This window comes from Citrobacter sp. RHB20-C16 (assembly GCF_013890155.1).
Taxonomy (GTDB): Bacteria; Pseudomonadota; Gammaproteobacteria; order Enterobacterales; family Enterobacteriaceae; genus Citrobacter_A; species Citrobacter_A amalonaticus.
The window spans coordinates 1,142,442-1,163,983 of the sequence record NZ_CP057630.1; the positions used below are offsets into that span (position 1 = coordinate 1,142,442).

At 53.1% G+C, this 21,542-nt stretch carries 18 protein-coding genes; all 18 read left to right on the forward strand.

Going from position 1 to position 21,542, the window contains the following annotated elements:
* Positions 1-6: 6 nt before the first annotated feature.
* The 18 genes from tsf to HVX64_RS05625 all read left to right on the forward strand — a co-directional run bounded on the left by tsf (position 7) and on the right by HVX64_RS05625 (position 21,524).
* Complete coding sequence (gene tsf, locus HVX64_RS05540) at positions 7-858, forward strand: translation elongation factor Ts (RefSeq protein WP_042323696.1); 852 nt, start codon at positions 7-9, stop codon at positions 856-858.
* A gap of 152 nt (positions 859-1,010) precedes the next feature.
* Entirely contained in the window at positions 1,011-1,736 is a 726-nt protein-coding gene (pyrH, locus tag HVX64_RS05545) for a UMP kinase (RefSeq protein ID WP_042997866.1), read from the forward strand.
* 272 nt (positions 1,737-2,008) lie between these two features.
* Positions 2,009-2,566, forward strand: a complete 558-nt coding sequence (frr, locus tag HVX64_RS05550; protein WP_042323692.1) for a ribosome recycling factor — start codon at positions 2,009-2,011, stop codon at positions 2,564-2,566.
* Positions 2,567-2,658: 92 nt separating this feature from the next.
* A complete protein-coding gene (gene ispC / locus HVX64_RS05555; protein ID WP_044255378.1) occupies positions 2,659-3,855 on the forward strand; it encodes a 1-deoxy-D-xylulose-5-phosphate reductoisomerase in 1,197 nt (398 codons plus the stop codon).
* Positions 3,856-4,168: 313 nt separating this feature from the next.
* A complete protein-coding gene (gene ispU / locus HVX64_RS05560) occupies positions 4,169-4,927 on the forward strand; it encodes a (2E,6E)-farnesyl-diphosphate-specific ditrans,polycis-undecaprenyl-diphosphate synthase (protein ID WP_042997864.1) in 759 nt (252 codons plus the stop codon).
* Between the two features lie 12 nt (positions 4,928-4,939).
* On the forward strand, positions 4,940-5,797 hold the full coding sequence (gene cdsA, locus HVX64_RS05565) for a phosphatidate cytidylyltransferase (RefSeq protein WP_042997863.1): 858 nt from the start codon (positions 4,940-4,942) through the stop codon (positions 5,795-5,797).
* 11 nt (positions 5,798-5,808) lie between these two features.
* Complete coding sequence (rseP, locus tag HVX64_RS05570) at positions 5,809-7,161, forward strand: sigma E protease regulator RseP (RefSeq protein WP_044255374.1); 1,353 nt, start codon at positions 5,809-5,811, stop codon at positions 7,159-7,161.
* 31 nt (positions 7,162-7,192) lie between these two features.
* A complete protein-coding gene (gene bamA, locus HVX64_RS05575) occupies positions 7,193-9,622 on the forward strand; it encodes an outer membrane protein assembly factor BamA (protein ID WP_044255371.1) in 2,430 nt (809 codons plus the stop codon).
* A gap of 125 nt (positions 9,623-9,747) precedes the next feature.
* Entirely contained in the window at positions 9,748-10,233 is a 486-nt protein-coding gene (gene skp / locus HVX64_RS05580; RefSeq protein ID WP_042323679.1) for a molecular chaperone Skp, read from the forward strand.
* Positions 10,234-10,236: 3 nt separating this feature from the next.
* Positions 10,237-11,262, forward strand: coding sequence for a UDP-3-O-(3-hydroxymyristoyl)glucosamine N-acyltransferase (gene lpxD, locus HVX64_RS05585; protein ID WP_042997860.1), 1,026 nt, complete (start codon positions 10,237-10,239; stop codon positions 11,260-11,262).
* 103 nt (positions 11,263-11,365) lie between these two features.
* Positions 11,366-11,821, forward strand: coding sequence for a 3-hydroxyacyl-ACP dehydratase FabZ (fabZ, locus tag HVX64_RS05590; RefSeq protein ID WP_003018528.1), 456 nt, complete (start codon positions 11,366-11,368; stop codon positions 11,819-11,821).
* A gap of 3 nt (positions 11,822-11,824) precedes the next feature.
* On the forward strand, positions 11,825-12,613 hold the full coding sequence (gene lpxA, locus HVX64_RS05595; RefSeq protein WP_042997859.1) for an acyl-ACP--UDP-N-acetylglucosamine O-acyltransferase: 789 nt from the start codon (positions 11,825-11,827) through the stop codon (positions 12,611-12,613).
* Entirely contained in the window at positions 12,613-13,761 is a 1,149-nt protein-coding gene (lpxB, locus tag HVX64_RS05600) for a lipid-A-disaccharide synthase (RefSeq protein WP_042997858.1), read from the forward strand. Before lpxA ends, lpxB begins: the two co-directional genes overlap by 1 nt.
* Positions 13,758-14,354 carry a ribonuclease HII gene (rnhB, locus tag HVX64_RS05605; RefSeq protein ID WP_042997857.1) on the forward strand — a complete coding sequence of 199 codons (597 nt, stop codon included), beginning with the start codon at positions 13,758-13,760 and terminating at the stop codon, positions 14,352-14,354. The genes lpxB and rnhB overlap by 4 nt, the downstream gene beginning before the upstream one ends.
* A 24-nt stretch (positions 14,355-14,378) precedes the next feature.
* Positions 14,379-17,861, forward strand: a complete 3,483-nt coding sequence (gene dnaE, locus HVX64_RS05610) for a DNA polymerase III subunit alpha (RefSeq protein WP_044255366.1) — start codon at positions 14,379-14,381, stop codon at positions 17,859-17,861.
* Between the two features lie 12 nt (positions 17,862-17,873).
* The gene (accA, locus tag HVX64_RS05615) at positions 17,874-18,833 is read left to right on the forward strand and encodes an acetyl-CoA carboxylase carboxyl transferase subunit alpha (protein WP_042997855.1); all 960 of its coding nucleotides are present in this window, start codon (positions 17,874-17,876) and stop codon (positions 18,831-18,833) included.
* A 98-nt stretch (positions 18,834-18,931) separates the two neighbouring features.
* Positions 18,932-21,070: a lysine decarboxylase LdcC gene (gene ldcC / locus HVX64_RS05620; RefSeq protein ID WP_044255363.1), complete on the forward strand. Its 2,139-nt coding sequence runs from the start codon at positions 18,932-18,934 to the stop codon at positions 21,068-21,070.
* A gap of 64 nt (positions 21,071-21,134) precedes the next feature.
* Complete coding sequence (locus HVX64_RS05625) at positions 21,135-21,524, forward strand: VOC family protein (protein WP_042997853.1); 390 nt, start codon at positions 21,135-21,137, stop codon at positions 21,522-21,524.
* Positions 21,525-21,542 lie beyond the last annotated feature (18 nt).

Genomic DNA, 21,542 nt, shown 5'->3' on the forward strand with positions numbered 1-21,542 from the left:
TTTAGAATGGCTGAAATTACCGCATCCCTGGTAAAAGAGCTGCGTGAGCGTACTGGCGCAGGCATGATGGATTGCAAAAAAGCACTGACTGAAGCTAATGGCGACATCGAGCTGGCAATCGAAAACATGCGTAAGTCCGGCGCTATCAAAGCGGCGAAAAAAGCAGGCAACGTTGCTGCTGACGGCGTGATCAAAACCAAAATCGACGGCAACATCGCTTTCATTCTGGAAGTTAACTGCCAGACTGACTTCGTTGCTAAAGATGGTGGTTTCCAGGCATTTGCTGACAAAGTGCTGGATGCCGCTGTTGCTGGCAAAATCACTGACGTTGAAGTGCTGAAAGCGCAGTTCGAAGAAGAGCGCGTTGCGCTGGTAGCGAAAATCGGTGAGAACATCAACATCCGCCGTATCGCTTCCCTGGAAGGTGACGTTCTGGGTAGCTACCAGCACGGTGCGCGCATCGGTGTTCTGGTTGCTGCTAAAGGCGCAGACGAAGAGCTGGTTAAGCAGCTGGCAATGCACGTTGCTGCAAGCAAGCCTGAATTTGTTAAGCCGGAAGACGTGTCTGCTGAAGTGGTAGAAAAAGAATACCAGGTTCAGCTGGACATCGCGATGCAGTCTGGTAAGCCGAAAGAAATCGCAGAGAAAATGGTTGAAGGCCGCATGAAGAAATTCACCGGCGAAGTTTCTCTGACGGGTCAGCCTTTCGTTATGGAGCCAAGCAAGTCTGTTGGTCAGCTGCTGAAAGAGCACAACGCTGACGTAACTGGCTTCATCCGCTTCGAAGTGGGCGAAGGCATCGAGAAAGTTGAGACTGACTTTGCAGCAGAAGTTGCTGCGATGTCCAAGCAGTCTTAATTGTCGAAAAGGAGCCGCCTGAGGGCGGCTTCTTTTTGTCACCCGTCTCGCAAAATCAGTATGGCTCTTATTTCGTTGTACTGAGTAGCGACATATCATTGTCGCCAGAATTTACCCCCATTTTTAATCGTTGACAGTCTCAGGAAAGAAACATGGCTACCAATGCAAAACCCGTCTATAAACGCATTCTGCTTAAGTTAAGTGGCGAAGCTCTGCAGGGTTCGGAAGGCTTCGGTATTGACGCAAGCATACTGGATCGTATGGCTCAGGAAATCAAAGAACTGGTTGAACTGGGTATTCAGGTTGGTGTGGTGATTGGTGGCGGTAACTTGTTCCGTGGTGCTGGTCTGGCGAAAGCGGGTATGAACCGCGTTGTGGGCGACCACATGGGCATGCTGGCCACCGTGATGAACGGCCTGGCAATGCGCGATGCGCTTCACCGCGCCTATGTGAACGCCCGCCTGATGTCCGCTATCCCACTGAATGGCGTATGCGACAACTACAGCTGGGCAGAGGCTATCAGCCTGCTGCGTAATAACCGCGTGGTTATCCTCTCTGCGGGTACCGGTAATCCTTTCTTCACCACTGACTCTGCGGCGTGCCTGCGTGGCATTGAAATCGAAGCCGACGTGGTGCTGAAAGCGACGAAAGTCGATGGCGTCTTTACTGCCGATCCGGCGAAAGATCCTGCTGCTACGATGTACGAGCAGTTGACCTACAATGAAGTTCTGGATAAAGAACTGAAAGTGATGGATCTGGCGGCGTTTACGCTGGCGCGTGACCACAAATTGCCGATTCGTGTCTTTAACATGAACAAACCTGGCGCACTGCGTCGCGTCGTCATGGGTGAAAAAGAAGGCACATTAATTACGGAATAATTCCCGTATTGGCCAATTACGGGTAAGATTTGCCTTTACCCGGCGGGACTTTTATATCCTGTGTCATAAATTAAACGAGACTATACTGAGCACATTCTGAATACACAAAGTCATTCATGCTGCGTCAAGGCGACAAGAGCGTGAATCTCCAGGAGCGTACCTGAGTACGTGACTGGAGTGAACGCTTGCAGTCAACGCAGAGGCAGCTTGAAGGATGAAGTGTATTGTGTGCTGTCTGGTCTGACTGAGACTAGTATCCAAGGATTCGTAACGTGATTAGCGATATCAGAAAAGATGCTGAAGTACGCATGGAAAAATGCGTAGAAGCGTTCAAAAACCAAATCAGCAAAATACGCACGGGTCGTGCTTCTCCCAGCCTGCTGGATGGCATTGTCGTGGAATATTACGGCACGCCAACGCCGCTGCGTCAGCTGGCAAGCGTAACGGTAGAAGATTCCCGTACCCTGAAAATCAACGTGTTTGATCGCTCCATGAGCCCGGCCGTTGAGAAAGCGATTATGGCTTCTGACCTCGGTCTGAACCCGAGCTCCGCAGGCAGCGATATTCGCGTTCCGCTGCCTCCGCTGACGGAAGAGCGTCGTAAAGATCTGACGAAAATCGTTCGTGGCGAAGCTGAACAGGCGCGTGTTGCCGTACGTAACGTCCGCCGTGACGCGAACGACAAAGTGAAAGCACTGCTGAAAGACAAAGAGATCAGCGAAGATGACGATCGCCGTTCTCAGGACGACGTACAGAAAATGACGGATGCCGCCATCAAGAAAGTGGATGCGGCGCTGGCAGATAAAGAAGCAGAACTGATGCAGTTCTGATTCCGCTGTACGCTCAAAACGCCGCTCAGAAGATCATACGATCGGCTGGCGGCGTTTTGCTTTTTATCCTGTCTCATTTTTTCGGATGTTTGATGAAGCAATTAACCATTCTGGGTTCGACCGGCTCTATCGGTTGCAGCACGCTGGACGTGGTGCGTCAAAACCCTGAGCACTTCCGCGTTATCGCGCTGGTGGCAGGTAAAAATGTCAGCCGTATGGTGGAGCAGTGCCTGGAATTCTCCCCGCGTTATGCCGTGATGGACGATGACGCCAGCGCGCGCCTTCTCAATGACGCGCTAAAGCAGCATGGTAGCCATACGGACGTTCTCAGCGGGCAACAGGCGGCTTGTGATATGGCGGCGCTTGATGAGGTCGATCAGGTCATGGCGGCCATCGTTGGCGCGGCGGGCCTGCTGCCAACGCTTGCCGCCATTCGCGCGGGGAAAACCATTCTGCTGGCAAACAAAGAATCTTTGGTGACCTGTGGACGCCTGTTCATGGACGCCGTGAAGCACAGTAAAGCCCGACTTTTACCGGTAGACAGCGAACATAACGCTATTTTTCAGAGTATGCCCCAACCCATTCAACACAATCTGGGATACGCTGACCTGGAGCAGAATGGCGTGATGTCCGTTTTGCTTACCGGGTCTGGTGGCCCGTTCCGGGAAACGCCGCTGCATGAACTGGTGTCGATGACGCCCGATCAGGCATGCCGTCATCCGAACTGGTCGATGGGACGTAAGATCTCCGTCGACTCAGCCACTATGATGAATAAAGGTCTGGAATACATTGAAGCGCGTTGGTTGTTTAACGCCAGTGCCCGTCAGATGGAAGTGCTGATTCACCCGCAGTCGGTGATTCACTCGATGGTGCGTTATCAGGACGGCAGCGTTCTGGCGCAACTGGGTGAGCCAGACATGCGCACGCCTATCGCACATACGATGGCCTGGCCGAATCGCGTAACCTCTGGCGTTGCACCGCTCGATTTCTGCAAACTCAGTGCGTTGACGTTTAGCGCGCCGGATTACCAACGTTACCCGTGCCTGAAACTGGCGATGGAGGCGTTTGAGCAGGGGCAGGCCGCTACAACCGCGCTGAATGCAGCCAATGAAATTGTCGTTGCTGCATTTCTTGCTGAAGAAATACGCTTTACCGATATCGCCGATCTCAATTTAGCCGTGCTGGAGCAGATGGATCTACAAGAACCGCAGAGCGTCGATGACGTACTTAAGGTCGATGCGATTGCGCGAGAAGTCGCCAGAAAACAAGTGATGCGACTCGCAAGCTGAGGATTATCCTCCCGGAGGAGATCGTGCTATTTGTTAGCGTTGTGCTTCAGTGATATAGTCTGCGCCACCTGATCGCAGGTATTTGGCTTTTTTCGGTCAGGTAAGCCGTGGTTTGACACGGCTTTTTTGTGGATGCACAAAATCATTCAGGTTGCATCAAGGTGGCAAGTGAATGAGTTTCCAGGCGCATACAAAGAGTATGTGACTGAGGCGAATGATCACAGCCAACGAAGAGGCAGCCTGAAGGATGAAGAGCAAAAGGCTTCAGTATTCCTGAGTACCGCTAAATCCTTTCAGGGACTATAAACGCGTTATGTTGTCTGCAACTCAACCAGTAAGCGAAAATTTGCCTGCACATGGCTGTCGCCATGTCGCGATCATTATGGATGGCAATGGTCGCTGGGCGAAAAAGCAAGGGAAGATTCGCGCATTTGGGCATAAGGCCGGAGCGAAATCCGTCCGCCGTGCCGTCTCTTTTGCTGCCAACAATGGTATTGATGCGTTAACGCTGTATGCCTTTAGTAGTGAAAACTGGAACCGACCGGCGCAGGAAGTGAGTGCGTTAATGGAGCTATTTGTGTGGGCGCTTGATAGTGAAGTGAAAAGCCTGCATCGCCATAACGTCCGCCTGCGCATTATTGGCGACACCAGTCGATTTAACTCGCGTTTGCAAGAACGTATTCGTAAGTCTGAAGCGCTTACTGCCCAGAATACCGGGCTGACGCTGAATATTGCGGCGAATTACGGCGGACGCTGGGACATTGTCCAGGGAGTCAGACAACTGGCAGAACAGGTGCAGGAAGGTTTACTGCGTCCTGATCAGATTGATGAAGACATGCTCAACCAACAAATCTGTATGCATGAGCTGGCTCCGGTGGATTTAGTAATTAGGACTGGGGGAGAGCATCGAATAAGTAACTTTTTGCTTTGGCAAATTGCCTATGCCGAACTTTACTTTACAGATGTTCTTTGGCCCGATTTCGATGAACAAGACTTTGAAGGTGCACTGCATGCCTTTGCTAATCGAGAGCGTCGTTTCGGCGGCACCGAGCCCGGTGATGACAAAGCCTGATGGGGGTCGCTTTTGCTGAAGTATCGCCTAATTTCTGCTTTCGTTTTAATACCCGTGGTCATCGCGGCGCTGTTTCTGCTGCCGCCGGTGGGGTTCGCCATTGTGACGTTGGTTGTTTGTATGCTGGCCGCGTGGGAATGGGGACAGTTAAGCGGTTTTGCCACGCGCACGCAACGCGTCTGGCTGGCGGTGCTGTGTGGGTTATTGCTCGCACTGATGCTGTTTCTGTTGCCGGAATATCATCATAATATTCATCAGCCGATGGTCGAAGCCTCGTTGTGGGCATCGCTGGGCTGGTGGGTTGTTGCGTTAGTGCTGGTGTTTTTTTACCCCGACTCGGCGACGATCTGGCGTAATTCGAAGACATTACGCATAATTTTTGGCGTGCTCACGATCGTTCCCTTCTTCTGGGGAATGCTGGCGCTGCGTGCATGGCACTATGACGAGAATCATTACAGTGGCGCAATATGGCTGCTCTATGTCATGATCCTGGTCTGGGGGGCGGACTCCGGGGCGTATATGTTTGGCAAACTGTTTGGCAAACATAAACTGGCGCCGAAAGTGTCGCCGGGGAAAACCTGGCAGGGCTTTTTTGGTGGCCTTGCCACAGCGGCTGTGATCTCCTGGGGTTACGGCATGTGGGCGAATCTGGATGTTGCGCCTGTCACCTTATTAATCTGTTCTATTGTCGCTGCGCTGGCCTCCGTGCTGGGCGATCTGACTGAGAGCATGTTTAAGCGTGAAGCAGGAATTAAAGACAGCGGTCATTTGATTCCAGGACACGGTGGTATTCTGGACCGTATTGACAGCCTGACGGCGGCAGTACCGGTCTTTGCTTGCCTGTTGTTACTGGTATTCAAGACGCTTTAACGGAAGGTTTTATGCTGAGTATTCTCTGGAATCTGGCTGCATTCATTGTCGCACTGGGTGTGCTGATCACCGTGCATGAATTTGGTCATTTCTGGGTTGCCCGGCGCTGCGGTGTCCGTGTCGAGCGCTTTTCCATTGGATTTGGTAAAGCGCTCTGGCGCCGTACCGATCGGTCTGGGACCGAATATGTCATCGCCCTGATCCCGCTGGGCGGCTATGTCAAAATGCTGGATGAGCGCGCGGAACCGGTGATCCCGGAGCTGCGCCACCACGCTTTCAACAATAAAACCGTCGGCCAGCGCGCCGCGATCATTGCCGCCGGTCCGGTTGCCAATTTCCTCTTTGCCATCTTCGCTTACTGGCTGGTGTTTATCATCGGCGTCCCCGGTGTTCGTCCGGTTGTTGGTGAAATTACGCCCAACTCGATTGCCGCTCAGGCGCAAATTATTCCTGGCACGGAACTTAAAGCCGTTGATGGTATCGAAACCCCTGATTGGGACGCAGTGCGTTTACAGTTGGTCGCAAAAATTGGCGACGAACAGACGACAATCAGCGTGGCGCCTTTCGGCAGCAACCAGCGACAGGAAAAAACGCTGGATTTGCGGCAGTGGGCATTTGAGCCTGATAAGGAAGATCCTGTATCTTCTTTAGGGATTCGACCGCGCGGACCACAGATTGAACCGGTGCTGTCAGAAGTCCAGGCTCAGTCCGCCGCAAGTAAGGCGGGTTTGCAAGCTGGCGACAGGATCGTTAAAGTCGATGGTCAACCGCTAACGCAGTGGATGACGTTCGTGAACCTGGTGCGCGATAATCCGGGTCAGCCGTTAGCGCTGGAAATTGAAAGGCAGGGCAGTGCCTTGTCTTTGACATTAATTCCGGATTCGAAACCGGGTAATGGGAAGGCAGAAGGGTTTGCCGGTGTTGTGCCGAAAATCATTCCTCTGCCGGATGAGTACAAGACAGTACGCCAGTATGGGCCATTCAGCGCCATTGCACAGGCCACGGATAAAACGTGGCAGTTGATGAAGCTGACGGTCAGTATGCTGGGAAAATTGATAACCGGTGATGTGAAACTGAACAACCTCAGTGGGCCGATTTCTATCGCTCAGGGGGCTGGGATGTCAGCGGAGTTCGGGGTGATTTATTATCTGATGTTCCTTGCGCTGATTAGCGTGAACTTAGGGATAATCAACCTGTTTCCGTTGCCCGTTCTTGACGGGGGGCATCTGCTGTTCCTGGCGATTGAAAAGCTTAAGGGCGGACCGGTATCCGAGCGGGTTCAAGACTTTAGTTATCGCATTGGCTCGATATTGCTGGTGCTGTTAATGGGGCTTGCACTTTTCAATGATTTCTCTCGGTTGTAAGAGAGTTAGTTAGGAAGAACGCATAATAACGATGGCGATGAAAAAGTTGCTCATAGCGTCGCTGCTGTTTAGCAGCGCGACCGTATACGGTGCTGAAGGGTTCGTAGTGAAGGACATTCATTTCGAAGGCCTGCAGCGTGTCGCCGTTGGTGCGGCCCTCCTCAGTATGCCGGTGCGCACAGGCGACACGGTTAATGATGAAGATATCAGTAATACCATTCGCGCACTGTTTGCCACTGGCAACTTTGAGGATGTTCGTGTCCTTCGCGATGGCGATACGCTTCTGGTTCAGGTAAAAGAACGTCCGACTATTGCCAGCATCACCTTCTCCGGTAACAAATCGGTGAAAGATGACATGCTGAAGCAAAACCTCGAGGCTTCTGGCGTGCGTGTTGGCGAATCTTTGGATCGCACCACCATTGCCGATATCGAGAAAGGTCTGGAAGACTTCTACTACAGCGTCGGTAAATACAGTGCCAGCGTGAAAGCCGTTGTCACGCCACTGCCGCGCAACCGTGTTGACCTTAAACTGGTGTTCCAGGAAGGGGTATCGGCGAAGATCCAGCAGATCAATATCGTCGGTAATCATGCCTTCAGCACGGATGAACTGATCTCTCACTTCCAGTTGCGTGATGAAGTTCCGTGGTGGAACGTTGTTGGCGATCGCAAATACCAGAAGCAGAAACTGGCGGGTGACCTTGAAACCCTGCGCAGTTACTACCTGGATCGCGGTTACGCGCGTTTCAACATCGACTCAACGCAGGTCAGCCTGACCCCGGATAAGAAAGGGATCTACATTACCGTGAACATCACGGAAGGCGAGCAGTATAAGCTTTCTGGCGTTCAGGTAACGGGGAACCTGGCGGGGCACTCTGCGGAGATCGAAAGCCTGACCAAAATTGAGCCGGGCGAACTCTATAACGGCACCAAAGTGACCAAAATGGAAGATGATATTAAGAAGCTTCTGGGTCGCTATGGTTACGCCTATCCGCGTGTTCAGTCACAGCCGGAAATCAACGATACTGACAAAACCGTTATGCTGCGCGTAAACGTTGATGCGGGTAACCGTTTCTACGTGCGTAAGATCCGTTTTGAAGGTAACGACACGTCCAAAGATGCCGTCCTGCGTCGCGAAATGCGCCAGATGGAAGGGGCATGGCTGGGCAGTGATATGGTTGATCAGGGTAAAGAGCGTCTGAACCGTCTGGGTTACTTTGAAACGGTCGACACCGACACGCAGCGTGTTCCGGGCAGCCCGGACCAGGTAGACGTGGTCTATAAGGTGAAAGAGCGTAACACCGGTAGCTTTAACTTTGGTGTCGGTTACGGTACGGAAAGCGGGGTAAGCTTCCAGGCCGGTGTTCAGCAGGATAACTGGCTGGGCACGGGTTACGCGGTAGGGATTAACGGTACCAAGAACGATTACCAGACCTACAGCGAACTGTCCGTCACCAACCCGTACTTCACCGTTGATGGCGTGAGTCTGGGTGGGCGCATCTTCTATAACGACTTTGATGCGAACGATGCGGATCTGTCTGACTATACCAACAAAAGTTATGGTACAGACGTCACGCTGGGCTTCCCGGTCAACGAATACAACACTCTGCGTGCGGGTTTAGGGTATGTGCATAACTCCCTGTCTAATATGCAGCCGCAGGTCGCGATGTGGCGTTATTTGAACTCCGTGGGTGAATACCCGAGTGAATCGAATGACCGCAACTCCTTTAGCGCCAACGACTTCACCTTCAACTATGGTTGGACTTATAACAAGCTTGACCGTGGCTTCTTCCCGACGGAAGGGACGCGTATCAACCTGAACGGTAAGGTGACGATCCCTGGCTCTGATAACGAGTTCTACAAAGCGACACTGGATACCGCAACCTACGTACCGATCGACGACGATCATAAGTGGGTGGTCCTCGGTCGTACCCGTTGGGGTTATGGGGATGGAATCGGCGGTAAAGAGATGCCGTTCTATGAGAACTTTTATGCCGGTGGCTCCAGCACCGTGCGTGGCTTCCAGTCCAATACCATTGGTCCGAAAGCCGTTTATTATCCATCCAGCAGTCGTCATGATGGCGATAGCGACTACGATAACGAATGTGAAAGCACGCAATCGGCGCCGTGTAAATCGGATGATGCAGTGGGCGGTAACGCCATGGCTGTCGCCAGCCTGGAGTTCATTACCCCAACGCCGTTCATCAGTGATAAATACGCCAACTCGGTACGTACTTCGTTCTTCTGGGATATGGGTACCGTCTGGGATACTAACTGGGATTCAAGTGCATATTCCGGTTATCCAGACTACAGTGATCCAAGCAATATCCGTATGTCTGCTGGTATCGCATTACAATGGATGTCCCCATTGGGGCCGTTGGTCTTCTCCTACGCCCAGCCGTTTAAGGATTACGATGGAGACAAAAAAGAGCAGTTCCAGTTTAACATTGGTAAAACCTGGTAATTGTTCTTCGCAAAGGAATGTAATGGTAGTGTAGCGATGACTTAAGGCGATCATCTTGCATGGGATCGCCTGGCCACGCAAAGAACTGCACCTTCGGGTGCAAATGGGATGGTAAGGAGTTTATTGTGAAAAAGTGGTTATTAGCGGCAGGTCTCGGTTTAGCAATGGTTACGTCTGCACAGGCTGCTGACAAAATTGCTATCGTCAACATGGGTAGCCTGTTCCAGCAGGTTGCACAGAAGACCGGTGTTTCCAACACGTTGGAAAATGAGTTTAAAGGCCGCGCGAGCGAACTGCAGCGTATGGAATCCGATCTGCAATCTAAAATGCAGCGTCTGCAGTCCATGAAAGCGGGCAGCGATCGTACTAAGCTGGAAAAAGACGTGATGGCTCAGCGCCAGACCTTCTCTCAGAAAGCGCAGGCTTTTGAGCAGGATCGTGCACGTCGTTCCAACGAAGAACGTGGCAAACTGGTTACCCGTATCCAGACTGCAGTGAAATCTGTTGCCAGCAGCCAGAGCATCGATCTGGTCGTTGACGCAAACACCGTTGCTTATAACAGCAGCGATGTAAAAGACATCACCGCTGACGTACTGAAACAGGTTAAATAAGTAATGCCTTCAATTCGACTGGCTGATTTAGCAGAACAGTTGGATGCAGAATTACACGGTGATGGCGATATCGTCATCACCGGCGTTGCGTCCATGCAATCTGCGCAAACGGGTCACATCACCTTCATGGTGAATCCAAAATACCGTGAGCACCTGGCCTTATGCCAGGCGTCTGCCGTTGTCATGACGCAGGACGATCTTCCTTTTGCTAAGAGTGCTGCGTTGGTTGTGAAAAATCCTTACCTGACGTACGCGCGAATGGCGCAAATTTTAGATACCACGCCGCAGCCGGCACAGAACATTGCACCGAGTGCAGTAGTTGATGCGACGGCAACGCTGGGTAGCAATGTTTCAATTGGCGCAAATGCGGTGATTGAGTCTGGCGTGGAGCTTGGCGATAACGTGGTTATCGGCCCGGGCTGCTTCGTCGGGAAAAATACGAAAATTGGGGCCGGTTCGCGTCTGTGGGCGAATGTATCGGTTTACCACGACATTCAGATCGGTGAGAATTGCCTGATCCAGTCCAGTACGGTCATTGGTGCTGACGGTTTTGGCTATGCCAACGATCGCGGCAACTGGGTGAAGATCCCGCAGTTAGGTCGCGTTATTATTGGCGATCGTGTGGAGATCGGCGCTTGTACCACTATTGATCGTGGCGCACTGGATGACACTGTGATCGGCAATGGGGTTATCATTGATAACCAGTGCCAGATTGCACATAACGTTGTGATTGGCGACAATACGGCGGTTGCCGGTGGCGTCATTATGGCGGGCAGCCTGAAGATTGGCCGTTACTGTATGATCGGCGGTGCCAGCGTGATCAACGGGCATATGGAAATATGCGATAAGGTGACCGTGACGGGCATGGGGATGGTGATGCGTCCCATCACTGAACCAGGCGTCTATTCCTCAGGCATTCCGCTGCAACCTAACAAAGTATGGCGTAAGACAGCCGCACTGGTGATGAACATTGATGATATGAGCAAGCGCCTCAAAGCCATTGAGCGCAAGGTTAATCAACAAGACTAAACTCTCACCCGGTCACACATACTTTACGGCCTGTCGGCATTCATACGATTGCGGCAGGCCGTGTTATTATTGGCTTTTAGCATATTTGGACAGGAAGAGTATTTTGACTACTAACACTCATACTCTGCATATTGAAGAGATTTTAGAACTTCTGCCGCACCGTTTTCCGTTTTTACTGGTTGATCGCGTGCTGGACTTTGAAGAAGGTCGTTTTCTGCGCGCAGTGAAAAATGTCTCCGTTAACGAGCCGTTTTTCCAGGGGCATTTCCCGGGTAAACCGATTTTCCCTGGCGTGCTGATTCTGGAAGCCATGGCACAGGCTACCGGTATTCTGGCGTTTAAAAGCGTTGGTAAACTGGAGCCGGGAGAACTCTATTATTTCGCCGGTATCGATGAAGCGCGCTTTAAGCGTCCTGTCGTGCCAGGCGATCAGATGATCATGGAAGTCACTTTCGAGAAAACGCGCCGTGGCCTGACCCGCTTCAAAGGGGTTGCTCTGGTCGACGGTAAAGTAGTTTGCGAAGCAACGATGATGTGCGCTCGTAGCCGGGAGGCCTGATACGTGATTGATAATTCCGCCTTTGTTCATCCGACCGCCATTGTGGAAGAGGGCGCTTCACTTGGCGCTAACGTTCACATTGGTCCTTTTTGCCTTGTTGGACCCCATGTTGAAATTGGTGAGGGTACCGTACTGAAGTCTCACGTTGTCGTGAATGGTCATACCAAAATTGGCCGCGATAACGAGATATATCAGTTCGCCTCCATTGGCGAAGTGAACCAGGATCTGAAATATGCTGGTGAACCGACCCGTGTGGAAATTGGCGATCGTAACCGCATTCGCGAAAGCGTTACCATTCATCGTGGCACAGTGCAGGGCGGTGGATTGACGAAGGTGGGCAGCGATAACTTACTGATGATCAATGCTCATGTGGCACACGATTGCACAATAGGGGATCGCTGTATTCTGGCTAATAACGCCACGCTAGCGGGTCACGTCTCCCTGGATGATTATGTCATCATCGGTGGCATGACCGCTGTGCACCAGTTCTGCATTATTGGTGCACACGTGATGGTTGGCGGCTGTTCTGGCGTTGCTCAGGACGTTCCGCCGTACGTTATTGCGCAGGGCAACCACGCGACGCCGTTTGGCGTCAACATCGAAGGGCTGAAGCGTCGCGGATTTACTCGCGAAGCAATCACCGCCATCCGCAATGCTTACAAAGCGTTGTACCGTAGCGGCAAAACGCTGGAAGACGTAAAACCGGAAATCGCCGAACTGGCGAAGCAGTATCCGGAAGTACAGGCGTTCAGCGATTTCTTTGCCCGCTCAACGCGCGGTCTGATTCGTTAATGGCTGAGCAGCGCCCCTTAACGATTGCCCTGGTCGCCGGAGAAACCTCCGGCGATATTCTTGGTGCTGGCTTAATCCGGGCGCTGAAGGCGCGTGTTCCCGACGCGCGTTTTGTCGGCGTCGCAGGCCCACGTATGCAGGCCGAAGGCTGTGAAGCCTGGTATGAAATGGAAGAACTGGCGGTGATGGGCATTGTGGAAGTGCTTGGACGCCTGCGTCGTCTGCTGCATATCCGCGCCGATCTGACTCGTCGATTCACTGAGCTGCAGCCCGATGTTTTCGTTGGTATAGATGCACCCGATTTCAATATCACCCTCGAAGGGAATCTGAAAAAACAGGGTATCAAAACGATTCATTACGTCAGTCCGTCCGTCTGGGCGTGGCGACAGAAACGCGTTTTCAAAATAGGCAGATCCACCAATATGGTTCTGGCTTTTCTGCCTTTCGAAAAAGCGTTTTACGACAAGTACAACGTGCCGTGCCGTTTTATCGGTCACACCATGGCGGACGCGATGCCTCTGGACCCGGATAAAAACGCGGCGCGAGATGTGCTGGGGATCCCCCGTGACGCGCACTGTCTGGCGTTATTACCCGGCAGTCGCGGTGCGGAAGTCGAAATGCTCAGTGCCGACTTCCTGAAAACGGCCCAATTGTTGCGCCAGACCTATCCTGATCTTGAGGTGGTGGTGCCATTGGTGAACGCCAAACGGCGCGAGCAGTTTGAGCAGATCAAAGCAGAAGTCGCCCCGACGCTTTCCGTCCATATGTTGGATGGGATGGCGCGAGAAGCGATGATTGCCAGCGATGCCGCGTTGCTGGCATCCGGTACCGCTGCGCTCGAGTGCATGCTGGCCAAATGCCCGATGGTGGTGGGATATCGCATGAAGCCCTTTACGTTCTGGCTGGCGAAGCGACTGGTGAAGACAGATTATGTCTCGCTGCCAAACCTGCTGGCGGGAAGGGAACTGGTGAAAGAGCTGTTGCAGGAAGAGTGCGAGCCGCAAAAGCTGGCTGAGGCGCTTCTCCCTTTACTGGCGAACGGTAAAACCAGTCATGCGATGCACGATACTTTCCGCGAACTGCATCAGCAGATCCGCTGTAATGCTGATGAGCAGGCGGCGGATGCGGTCCTGGAGTTAGCACGATGATCGAATTTGTTTATCCACACACGCACTTAGTGGCGGGTGTGGATGAAGTCGGACGTGGTCCGTTGGTTGGCGCGGTCGTTACCGCAGCCGTGATCCTCGACCCGGCTCGCCCGATTGTGGGTCTTAACGATTCCAAAAAATTATCTGAAAAGCGCCGTCTGGCGCTGTATGACGAAATCAAAGAAAAAGCGTTGAGCTGGAGCCTCGGTCGTGCGGAACCGCACGAGATCGATGAGCTGAATATACTCCACGCCACGATGTTGGCCATGCAGCGAGCGGTGGCGGGGTTACATATTGCGCCGGAATATGTGCTGATCGATGGTAATCGCTGTCCGGCATTACCTGTGCCGTCTCTGGCGGTAGTGAAGGGCGACAGTCGGGTGGCGGAGATCAGCGCCGCGTCTATTCTTGCAAAAGTCACGCGTGACGCCGAAATGGCCGCGTTGGATAGCGTTTTCCCGCAATATGGTTTTGCCCAGCACAAAGGGTATCCAACCGCTTTCCATCTGGAAAAACTGGCTGAACATGGCGCAACGGAGCATCACCGACGTAGTTTTGCTCCCGTTAAACGCGCACTGGGACTCGCGTCCTGATTCTTGTGTCGAAGGAATCTGAAGATGTCTGAACCTCGTTTCGTCCACCTGCGGGTGCACAGCGACTACTCCATGATCGATGGGCTGGCAAAAACCGGGCCGCTGGTGAAAAAGGCGGCCGCGTTGGGCATGCCTGCGCTGGCGATCACCGATTTTACTAACCTCTGTGGTCTGGTGAAGTTCTACGGAGCGGGTCATGGTGCAGGGATTAAACCCATTGTTGGCGCTGATTTCCATGTTCAGAGCGAGCTGATGGGGGATGAACTGACGCATCTGACAGTGCTTGCCGCCAATAACACCGGGTACCAAAATCTGACGCTGTTGATTTCAAAAGCCTATCAACGCGGCTATGGCGCGGCGGGGCCGATCATCGACCGTGACTGGCTGATCGAACTGAAAGAAGGGTTGATCCTGCTTTCCGGCGGGCGCATGGGTGACGTCGGGCGCAGTCTGCTTCGCGGTAACGGCGCGCTGGTTGATGAGTGTGTCGCGTTCTATGAAGAACACTTCCCGGATCGTTACTTCCTTGAGCTTATCCGCACTGGTCGTCCCGATGAAGAGAACTATCTTCATGCTGCCGTTGCGCTGGCGGAAGCGCGCGGTTTGCCGGTGGTCGCCACCAACGACGTGCGCTTTATCAACAGTGATGACTTTGACGCGCATGAAATTCGCGTTGCTATCCACGATGGTTTCACCCTCGACGATCCCAAACGTCCGCGTAATTACTCGCCGCAGCAATATATGCGCTCGGAAGAGGAGATGTGCGAACTCTTCTCTGATATTCCGGAAGCGTTGGAAAACGCCGTTGAAATTGCCAAACGCTGTAACGTAACGGTACGTCTGGGCGAGTATTTCCTGCCGCAGTTCCCGACAGGCGATATGACCACGGAAGATTTTCTGGTCCAGAAATCGAAAGAAGGGCTGGAAGAGCGTCTGGCCTTCTTATTCCCGGATGAAGCCGTGCGAAAAGAAAAGCGGCCGCCTTACGATGAACGTCTGGATATTGAACTGCAGGTGATCAACCAGATGGGGTTCCCGGGTTACTTCCTCATCGTGATGGAATTTATCCAGTGGTCGAAAGATAACGGCGTGCCGGTAGGGCCAGGCCGTGGTTCCGGTGCGGGCTCGCTGGTGGCTTACGCGCTGAAAATTACCGACCTCGACCCGCTGGAATTTGACCTGCTGTTCGAACGTTTCCTTAACCCGGAACGTGTCTCGATGCCTGACTTCGACGTTGACTTCTGTATGGAGAAACGCGACCAGGTGATTGAACACGTGGCCGACATGTATGGCCGTGATGCGGTATCGCAGATTATTACCTTCGGTACGATGGCGGCGAAAGCGGTGATCCGCGACGTGGGTCGCGTACTGGGCCACCCGTACGGCTTTGTCGATCGTATTTCGAAACTGGTGCCCCCCGATCCGGGGATGACGCTGGCGAAAGCCTTCGAGGCTGAACCGCAACTGCCAGAAATCTACGAGGCAGATGAAGAGGTTAAAGCGCTGATCGACATGGCGCGTAAGCTGGAAGGCGTGACCCGAAACGCCGGTAAACACGCTGGTGGTGTGGTTATCGCCCCGACGAAAATCACCGATTTTGCGCCGCTGTACTGTGATGAACAGGGGCTGCACCCGGTTACCCAGTTTGATAAAAACGACGTGGAATATGCCGGCCTCGTGAAGTTCGACTTCCTTGGCTTGCGTACACTCACTATCATTAACTGGGCGCTGGAGATGATTAACGCCCGCCGTGAAAAGAACGGTGAGCCGCCGCTGGATATTGCCGCTATCCCGCTGGACGATAAGAAAAGCTTCGATATGCTGCAACGCTCGGAAACCACGGCGGTCTTCCAGCTTGAATCCCGCGGCATGAAAGACCTGATTAAGCGTCTACAGCCTGACTGCTTCGAAGATATGATAGCCCTGGTGGCCCTGTTCCGTCCGGGGCCGTTGCAGTCTGGGATGGTAGATAACTTCATCGACCGTAAGCACGGGCGCGAAGAGATCTCCTATCCGGATGTGCAGTGGCAACACGAAAGCCTGAAACCAGTACTGGAGCCAACCTACGGCATCATCCTGTATCAGGAACAGGTCATGCAGATTGCCCAGGTGCTTTCTGGCTATACTCTTGGCGGTGCGGATATGCTGCGTCGTGCGATGGGTAAAAAAAAGCCGGAAGAGATGGCCAAACAGCGCTCCATCTTTGAAGACGGCGCGAAGAAAAACGGTATTGACGGCGAACTGGCGATGAAAATCTTCGACCTGGTGGAGAAATTCGCCGGGTACGGGTTTAACAAATCGCACTCTGCTGCCTACGCGCTGGTCTCTTACCAGACGCTGTGGCTGAAAGCGCACTATCCTGCTGAGTTTATGGCGGCGGTAATGACTGCCGATATGGACAACACCGAGAAGGTGGTAGGGCTGGTGGATGAATGCTGGCGCATGGGGCTGAAAATCCTGCCGCCGGATATCAACTCCGGGCTGTACCACTTCCACGTCAACGACGATGGCGAGATTGTCTACGGTATCGGCGCGATCAAAGGCGTGGGTGAAGGCCCGATCGAGGCGATCATTGAGGCGCGTAACAACGGCGGCTATTTCCGTGAGCTGTTTGATCTTTGCGCGCGCACCGATACCAAAAAGCTCAACCGGCGGGTGCTGGAAAAATTGATCATGTCCGGGGCCTTTGACAGGCTGGGGCCGCATCGTGCTGCGCTGATGAATTCGCTGGGCGATGCGCTGAAAGCCGCCGATCAGCACGCGAAAGCAGAAGCGATTGGTCAGGCAGATATGTTCGGCGTGCTGGCGGAAGAGCCGGAGCAAATTGAACAATCCTACGCCAGCTGCCAGCCGTGGCCAGAGCAGGTGGTGTTAGATGGGGAACGCGAAACGTTGGGGTTGTACCTGACGGGTCACCCGATCAACCAGTATTTGAAAGAAATTGAGCGCTATGTCGGAGGCTACCGGCTGAAAGACATGCATCCGACAGAACGTGGTAAAGTGACCACGGCTGCGGGGCTCGTCATTGCCGCAAGGGTTATGGTCACCAAGCGCGGCAATCGTATCGGCATCTGTACGCTGGATGACCGTTCCGGACGTCTGGAGGTGATGTTATTTACCGACGCCCTGGATAAATACCAGCAATTGCTGGAAAAAGACCGCATACTTATCGTCAGCGGACAGGTCAGCTTTGATGACTTCAGCGGGGGGCTTAAAATGACCGCCCGCGAAGTGATGGATATTGACGAAGCCCGGGAAAAATATGCTCGCGGGCTTGCTATCTCGCTGACGGACAGGCAAATTGATGACCAGCTTTTAAACCGACTCCGTCAGTCTCTGGAACCCCACCGCTCGGGGACAATTCCAGTACATCTCTACTATCAGAGGGCGGATGCACGCGCGCGGTTGCGTTTTGGCGCGACGTGGCGTGTCTCTCCGAGCGATCGTTTGCTTAACGATCTCCGTGGCCTCATTGGTTCGGAGCAGGTGGAACTGGAGTTTGACTAATACAGGAATACTATGAGTCTGAATTTCCTTGATTTTGAACAGCCGATTGCAGAGCTGGAAGCAAAAATCGATTCTCTGACTGCGGTGAGCCGTCAGGACGAGAAACTGGATATTAACATCGATGAAGAAGTGCATCGTCTGCGTGAAAAAAGCGTAGAACTGACGCGTAAAATCTTCGCCGATCTTGGCGCATGGCAGGTTGCCCAACTGGCACGCCATCCGCAGCGTCCTTACACCCTGGATTATGTTCGCCTGGCGTTTGATGAATTTGACGAACTGGCGGGCGATCGCGCTTATGCGGACGATAAAGCTATCGTCGGCGGCATTGCGCGTCTGGACGGTCGTCCGGTGATGATCATTGGTCATCAGAAAGGCCGCGAGACCAAAGAGAAAATCCGTCGTAACTTCGGGATGCCGGCGCCGGAAGGCTATCGTAAAGCGCTGCGTCTGATGGAAATGGCCGAGCGTTTCAACATGCCGATCATTACCTTTATCGACACTCCGGGGGCTTACCCAGGCGTGGGTGCCGAAGAGCGCGGTCAGTCCGAAGCTATCGCCCGTAACCTGCGTGAAATGTCACGTCTGAGCGTGCCGGTTATCTGCACCGTGATCGGCGAGGGCGGTTCCGGTGGCGCGCTGGCGATCGGCGTGGGCGATAAAGTGAATATGCTGCAATACAGCACCTATTCCGTTATCTCTCCGGAAGGCTGTGCTTCCATTCTGTGGAAAAGTGCGGACAAAGCGCCGCTGGCCGCAGAAGCGATGGGGATCATTGCGCCACGTCTGAAAGAGCTGAAGCTGATTGATTCCATCATCCCGGAACCGCTGGGCGGCGCGCATCGTAATCCGGAAGCGATGGCGGCTTCGCTGAAAGCGCAGCTGCTGGCGGACCTCGCGGATCTCGATGTATTGAGCACAGAAGATTTGAAAAACCGTCGCTATCAGCGTCTGATGAGCTACGGCTACGCGTAAGCGTTGACCATTCCGAAAAGGGCCACAATTTGTGGCCCTTTTTTTTACCTGCGGTTTGAACAGGCTATGATTAGCTAAGGTTTTTCCAGGAGGAACGCATGAATATCATCGCCATTATGGGGCCGCACGGGGTTTTTTATAAAGACGAGCCCATTAACGAGCTTGAGCGTGCGCTGCAATCACAGGGATTTCAGATTATCTGGCCGCAAAACAGCGTCGACCTGCTGAAATTTATCGAACACAACCCGCGCATTTGTGGGGTGATTTTTGACTGGGATGAGTACAGTCTCGATTTGTGCAGTGAGATTAACCAGCTCAATGAGTATTTACCGCTGTATGCGTTTATCAACACGCATTCGACGATGGATGTCAGCGTTCACGACATGCGCATGGCGCTATGGTTTTTCGAGTATGCGCTCGGGCAGGCGGAAGATATCGCGACGCGCATTCGCCAGTACACCAACGAGTACCTTGACAATATCACGCCGCCTTTTACCAGAGCGCTGTTCACCTATGTGAAAGAGGGGAAATACACCTTCTGCACGCCGGGTCACATGGCCGGAACGGCCTATCAAAAAAGTCCGGTTGGCTGCCTGTTCTATGACTTTTTCGGTGGCAATACCCTGAAAGCGGATGTGTCGATATCAGTCACTGAACTGGGTTCGTTACTCGATCACACCGGGCCACATCTGGAGGCTGAAGAGTATATCGCCCGAACGTTCGGCGCAGAGCAGAGTTATATGGTGACTAACGGCACCTCCACCTCAAACAAAATTGTGGGGATGTATGCCGCGCCAACCGGCAGTACGCTGTTGATTGACCGTAACTGCCATAAGTCGCTCGCGCATTTGTTGATGATGAGCGACGTCGTGCCGATCTGGCTGAAACCAACGCGTAATGCGCTCGGTATTCTGGGCGGCATTCCGAAGCGTGAGTTCACGCGCGAGAGTATTGCGAACAAAGTTGCCACCACGGCGCAGGCGCAGTGGCCAGTTCATGCCGTGATCACTAACTCAACCTATGACGGCCTGCTGTATAACACTAACTGGATCAAACAGACGCTGGATGTCCCCTCTATCCACTTCGATTCTGCCTGGGTGCCCTATACCCACTTTCATCCCATTTATCAGGGGAAAAGCGGGATGAGCGGTGAACGGGTGCCTGGCAAGGTGATTTTCGAAACGCAATCCACCCACAAAATGTTGGCGGCGCTATCGCAGGCGTCGCTGATTCATATTAAAGGGGATTATGACGAAGAGACCTTCAACGAAGCGTTTATGATGCACACCTCGACCTCGCCGAGTTATCCGATTGTCGCCTCCATCGAGACGGCGGCAGCGATGCTGCGGGGAAATTCCGGTAAGCGATTAATCAATCGCTCTGTGGAGCGCGCGTTACATTTTCGCAAAGAAGTGCAGCGGCTACGTGAAGAGTCTGACGGTTGGTTCTTTGATATCTGGCAGCCGGAAGAGGTTGATGAAGCCGCGTGCTGGCCGGTGGCACCCGGTGAAGACTGGCACGGATTTACCGATGCCGACGATGACCATATGTTCCTCGATCCGGTAAAAGTCACGATCCTGACGCCCGGTATGAACGAGCAAGGGGAGATGAGTAACGAGGGGATCCCCGCCGCGCTGGTGGCGAAATTCCTTGATGAGCGCGGCGTGGTGGTGGAGAAAACCGGGCCGTACAATCTGCTGTTTCTCTTCAGTATTGGTATCGATAAAACCCGGGCAATGGGGCTGTTGCGTGGACTGACCGAATTTAAACGCTCTTACGATCTCAATTTGCGCGTGAAGAATATGCTGCCGGATCTGTATGCAGAAGATCCTGATTTTTATCGCAACATGCGTATTCAGGATCTGGCGCAAGGGATCCACCAGCTCATCCGCCAACACGATCTTTCCGGTCTGATGCTGCGTGCGTTTGATACATTGCCGGAAATGATCATGACGCCGCATCAGGCCTGGCAGCGACAGATCAAAGGCGAAGTCGAAACGGTCCCCCTCGATCAACTGGTGGGACGTGTGTCGGCGAATATGATCCTGCCATACCCTCCCGGCGTGCCGCTGCTGATGCCGGGAGAAATGCTCACCGAGCAGAGTCGCGCCGTACTCGATTTTCTGCTGATGCTCTGTTCTGTTGGTCAGCGTTATCCGGGCTTTGAAACGGATATTCACGGGGCGAAACAGGATGACGACGGCGTATACCTCGTACGAGTCTTAAAAACGGCATGACGACTTGCCTTCAGCGCTCCCGGGCGGGTAACGTGCTGATGATAAATAACGGAGTGAAGACACTATGCTGGGATTAAAACAGGTTCACCATATTGCGATTATTGCGACAGACTATGCCGCGAGTAAGTCCTTCTATTGCGATATTTTGGGGTTTACGCTGCTGAGCGAGGCCTATCGCGCAGAACGAGACTCGTGGAAGGGCGATCTGGCGCTGAATGGACAATATGTGATTGAGCTTTTTTCATTTCCTTTCCCGCCGGCGCGTCCAGGGCATCCGGAAGCCTGTGGCTTGCGCCATCTGGCGTTCAGCGTGGATAACCTGGATAATGCGGTAGCGCATCTGGAAGCGAATCACGTAAATTGTGAAGCCATCCGCATTGATCCCTTCACCAACAAGCGCTTCACCTTTTTTAAAGACCCGGATGGCCTGCCGCTCGAATTGTATGAGCAGTAAGGCTTGTTATTGTGACGA

Coding starts and splice junctions, on each gene's coding strand:
- tsf (WP_042323696.1), top strand. CDS start 7: ATGGCTGAAATTACCGCATCCCTGGTAAAAGAGCTGCGTGAGCGTACT.
- pyrH (WP_042997866.1), top strand. CDS start 1,011: ATGGCTACCAATGCAAAACCCGTCTATAAACGCATTCTGCTTAAGTTA.
- ispC (WP_044255378.1), top strand. CDS start 2,659: ATGAAGCAATTAACCATTCTGGGTTCGACCGGCTCTATCGGTTGCAGC.
- ispU (WP_042997864.1), top strand. CDS start 4,169: ATGTTGTCTGCAACTCAACCAGTAAGCGAAAATTTGCCTGCACATGGC.
- rseP (WP_044255374.1), top strand. CDS start 5,809: ATGCTGAGTATTCTCTGGAATCTGGCTGCATTCATTGTCGCACTGGGT.
- bamA (WP_044255371.1), top strand. CDS start 7,193: ATGGCGATGAAAAAGTTGCTCATAGCGTCGCTGCTGTTTAGCAGCGCG.
- lpxD (WP_042997860.1), top strand. CDS start 10,237: ATGCCTTCAATTCGACTGGCTGATTTAGCAGAACAGTTGGATGCAGAA.
- lpxB (WP_042997858.1), top strand. CDS start 12,613: ATGGCTGAGCAGCGCCCCTTAACGATTGCCCTGGTCGCCGGAGAAACC.
- rnhB (WP_042997857.1), top strand. CDS start 13,758: ATGATCGAATTTGTTTATCCACACACGCACTTAGTGGCGGGTGTGGAT.
- dnaE (WP_044255366.1), top strand. CDS start 14,379: ATGTCTGAACCTCGTTTCGTCCACCTGCGGGTGCACAGCGACTACTCC.
- accA (WP_042997855.1), top strand. CDS start 17,874: ATGAGTCTGAATTTCCTTGATTTTGAACAGCCGATTGCAGAGCTGGAA.
- ldcC (WP_044255363.1), top strand. CDS start 18,932: ATGAATATCATCGCCATTATGGGGCCGCACGGGGTTTTTTATAAAGAC.
- HVX64_RS05625 (WP_042997853.1), top strand. CDS start 21,135: ATGCTGGGATTAAAACAGGTTCACCATATTGCGATTATTGCGACAGAC.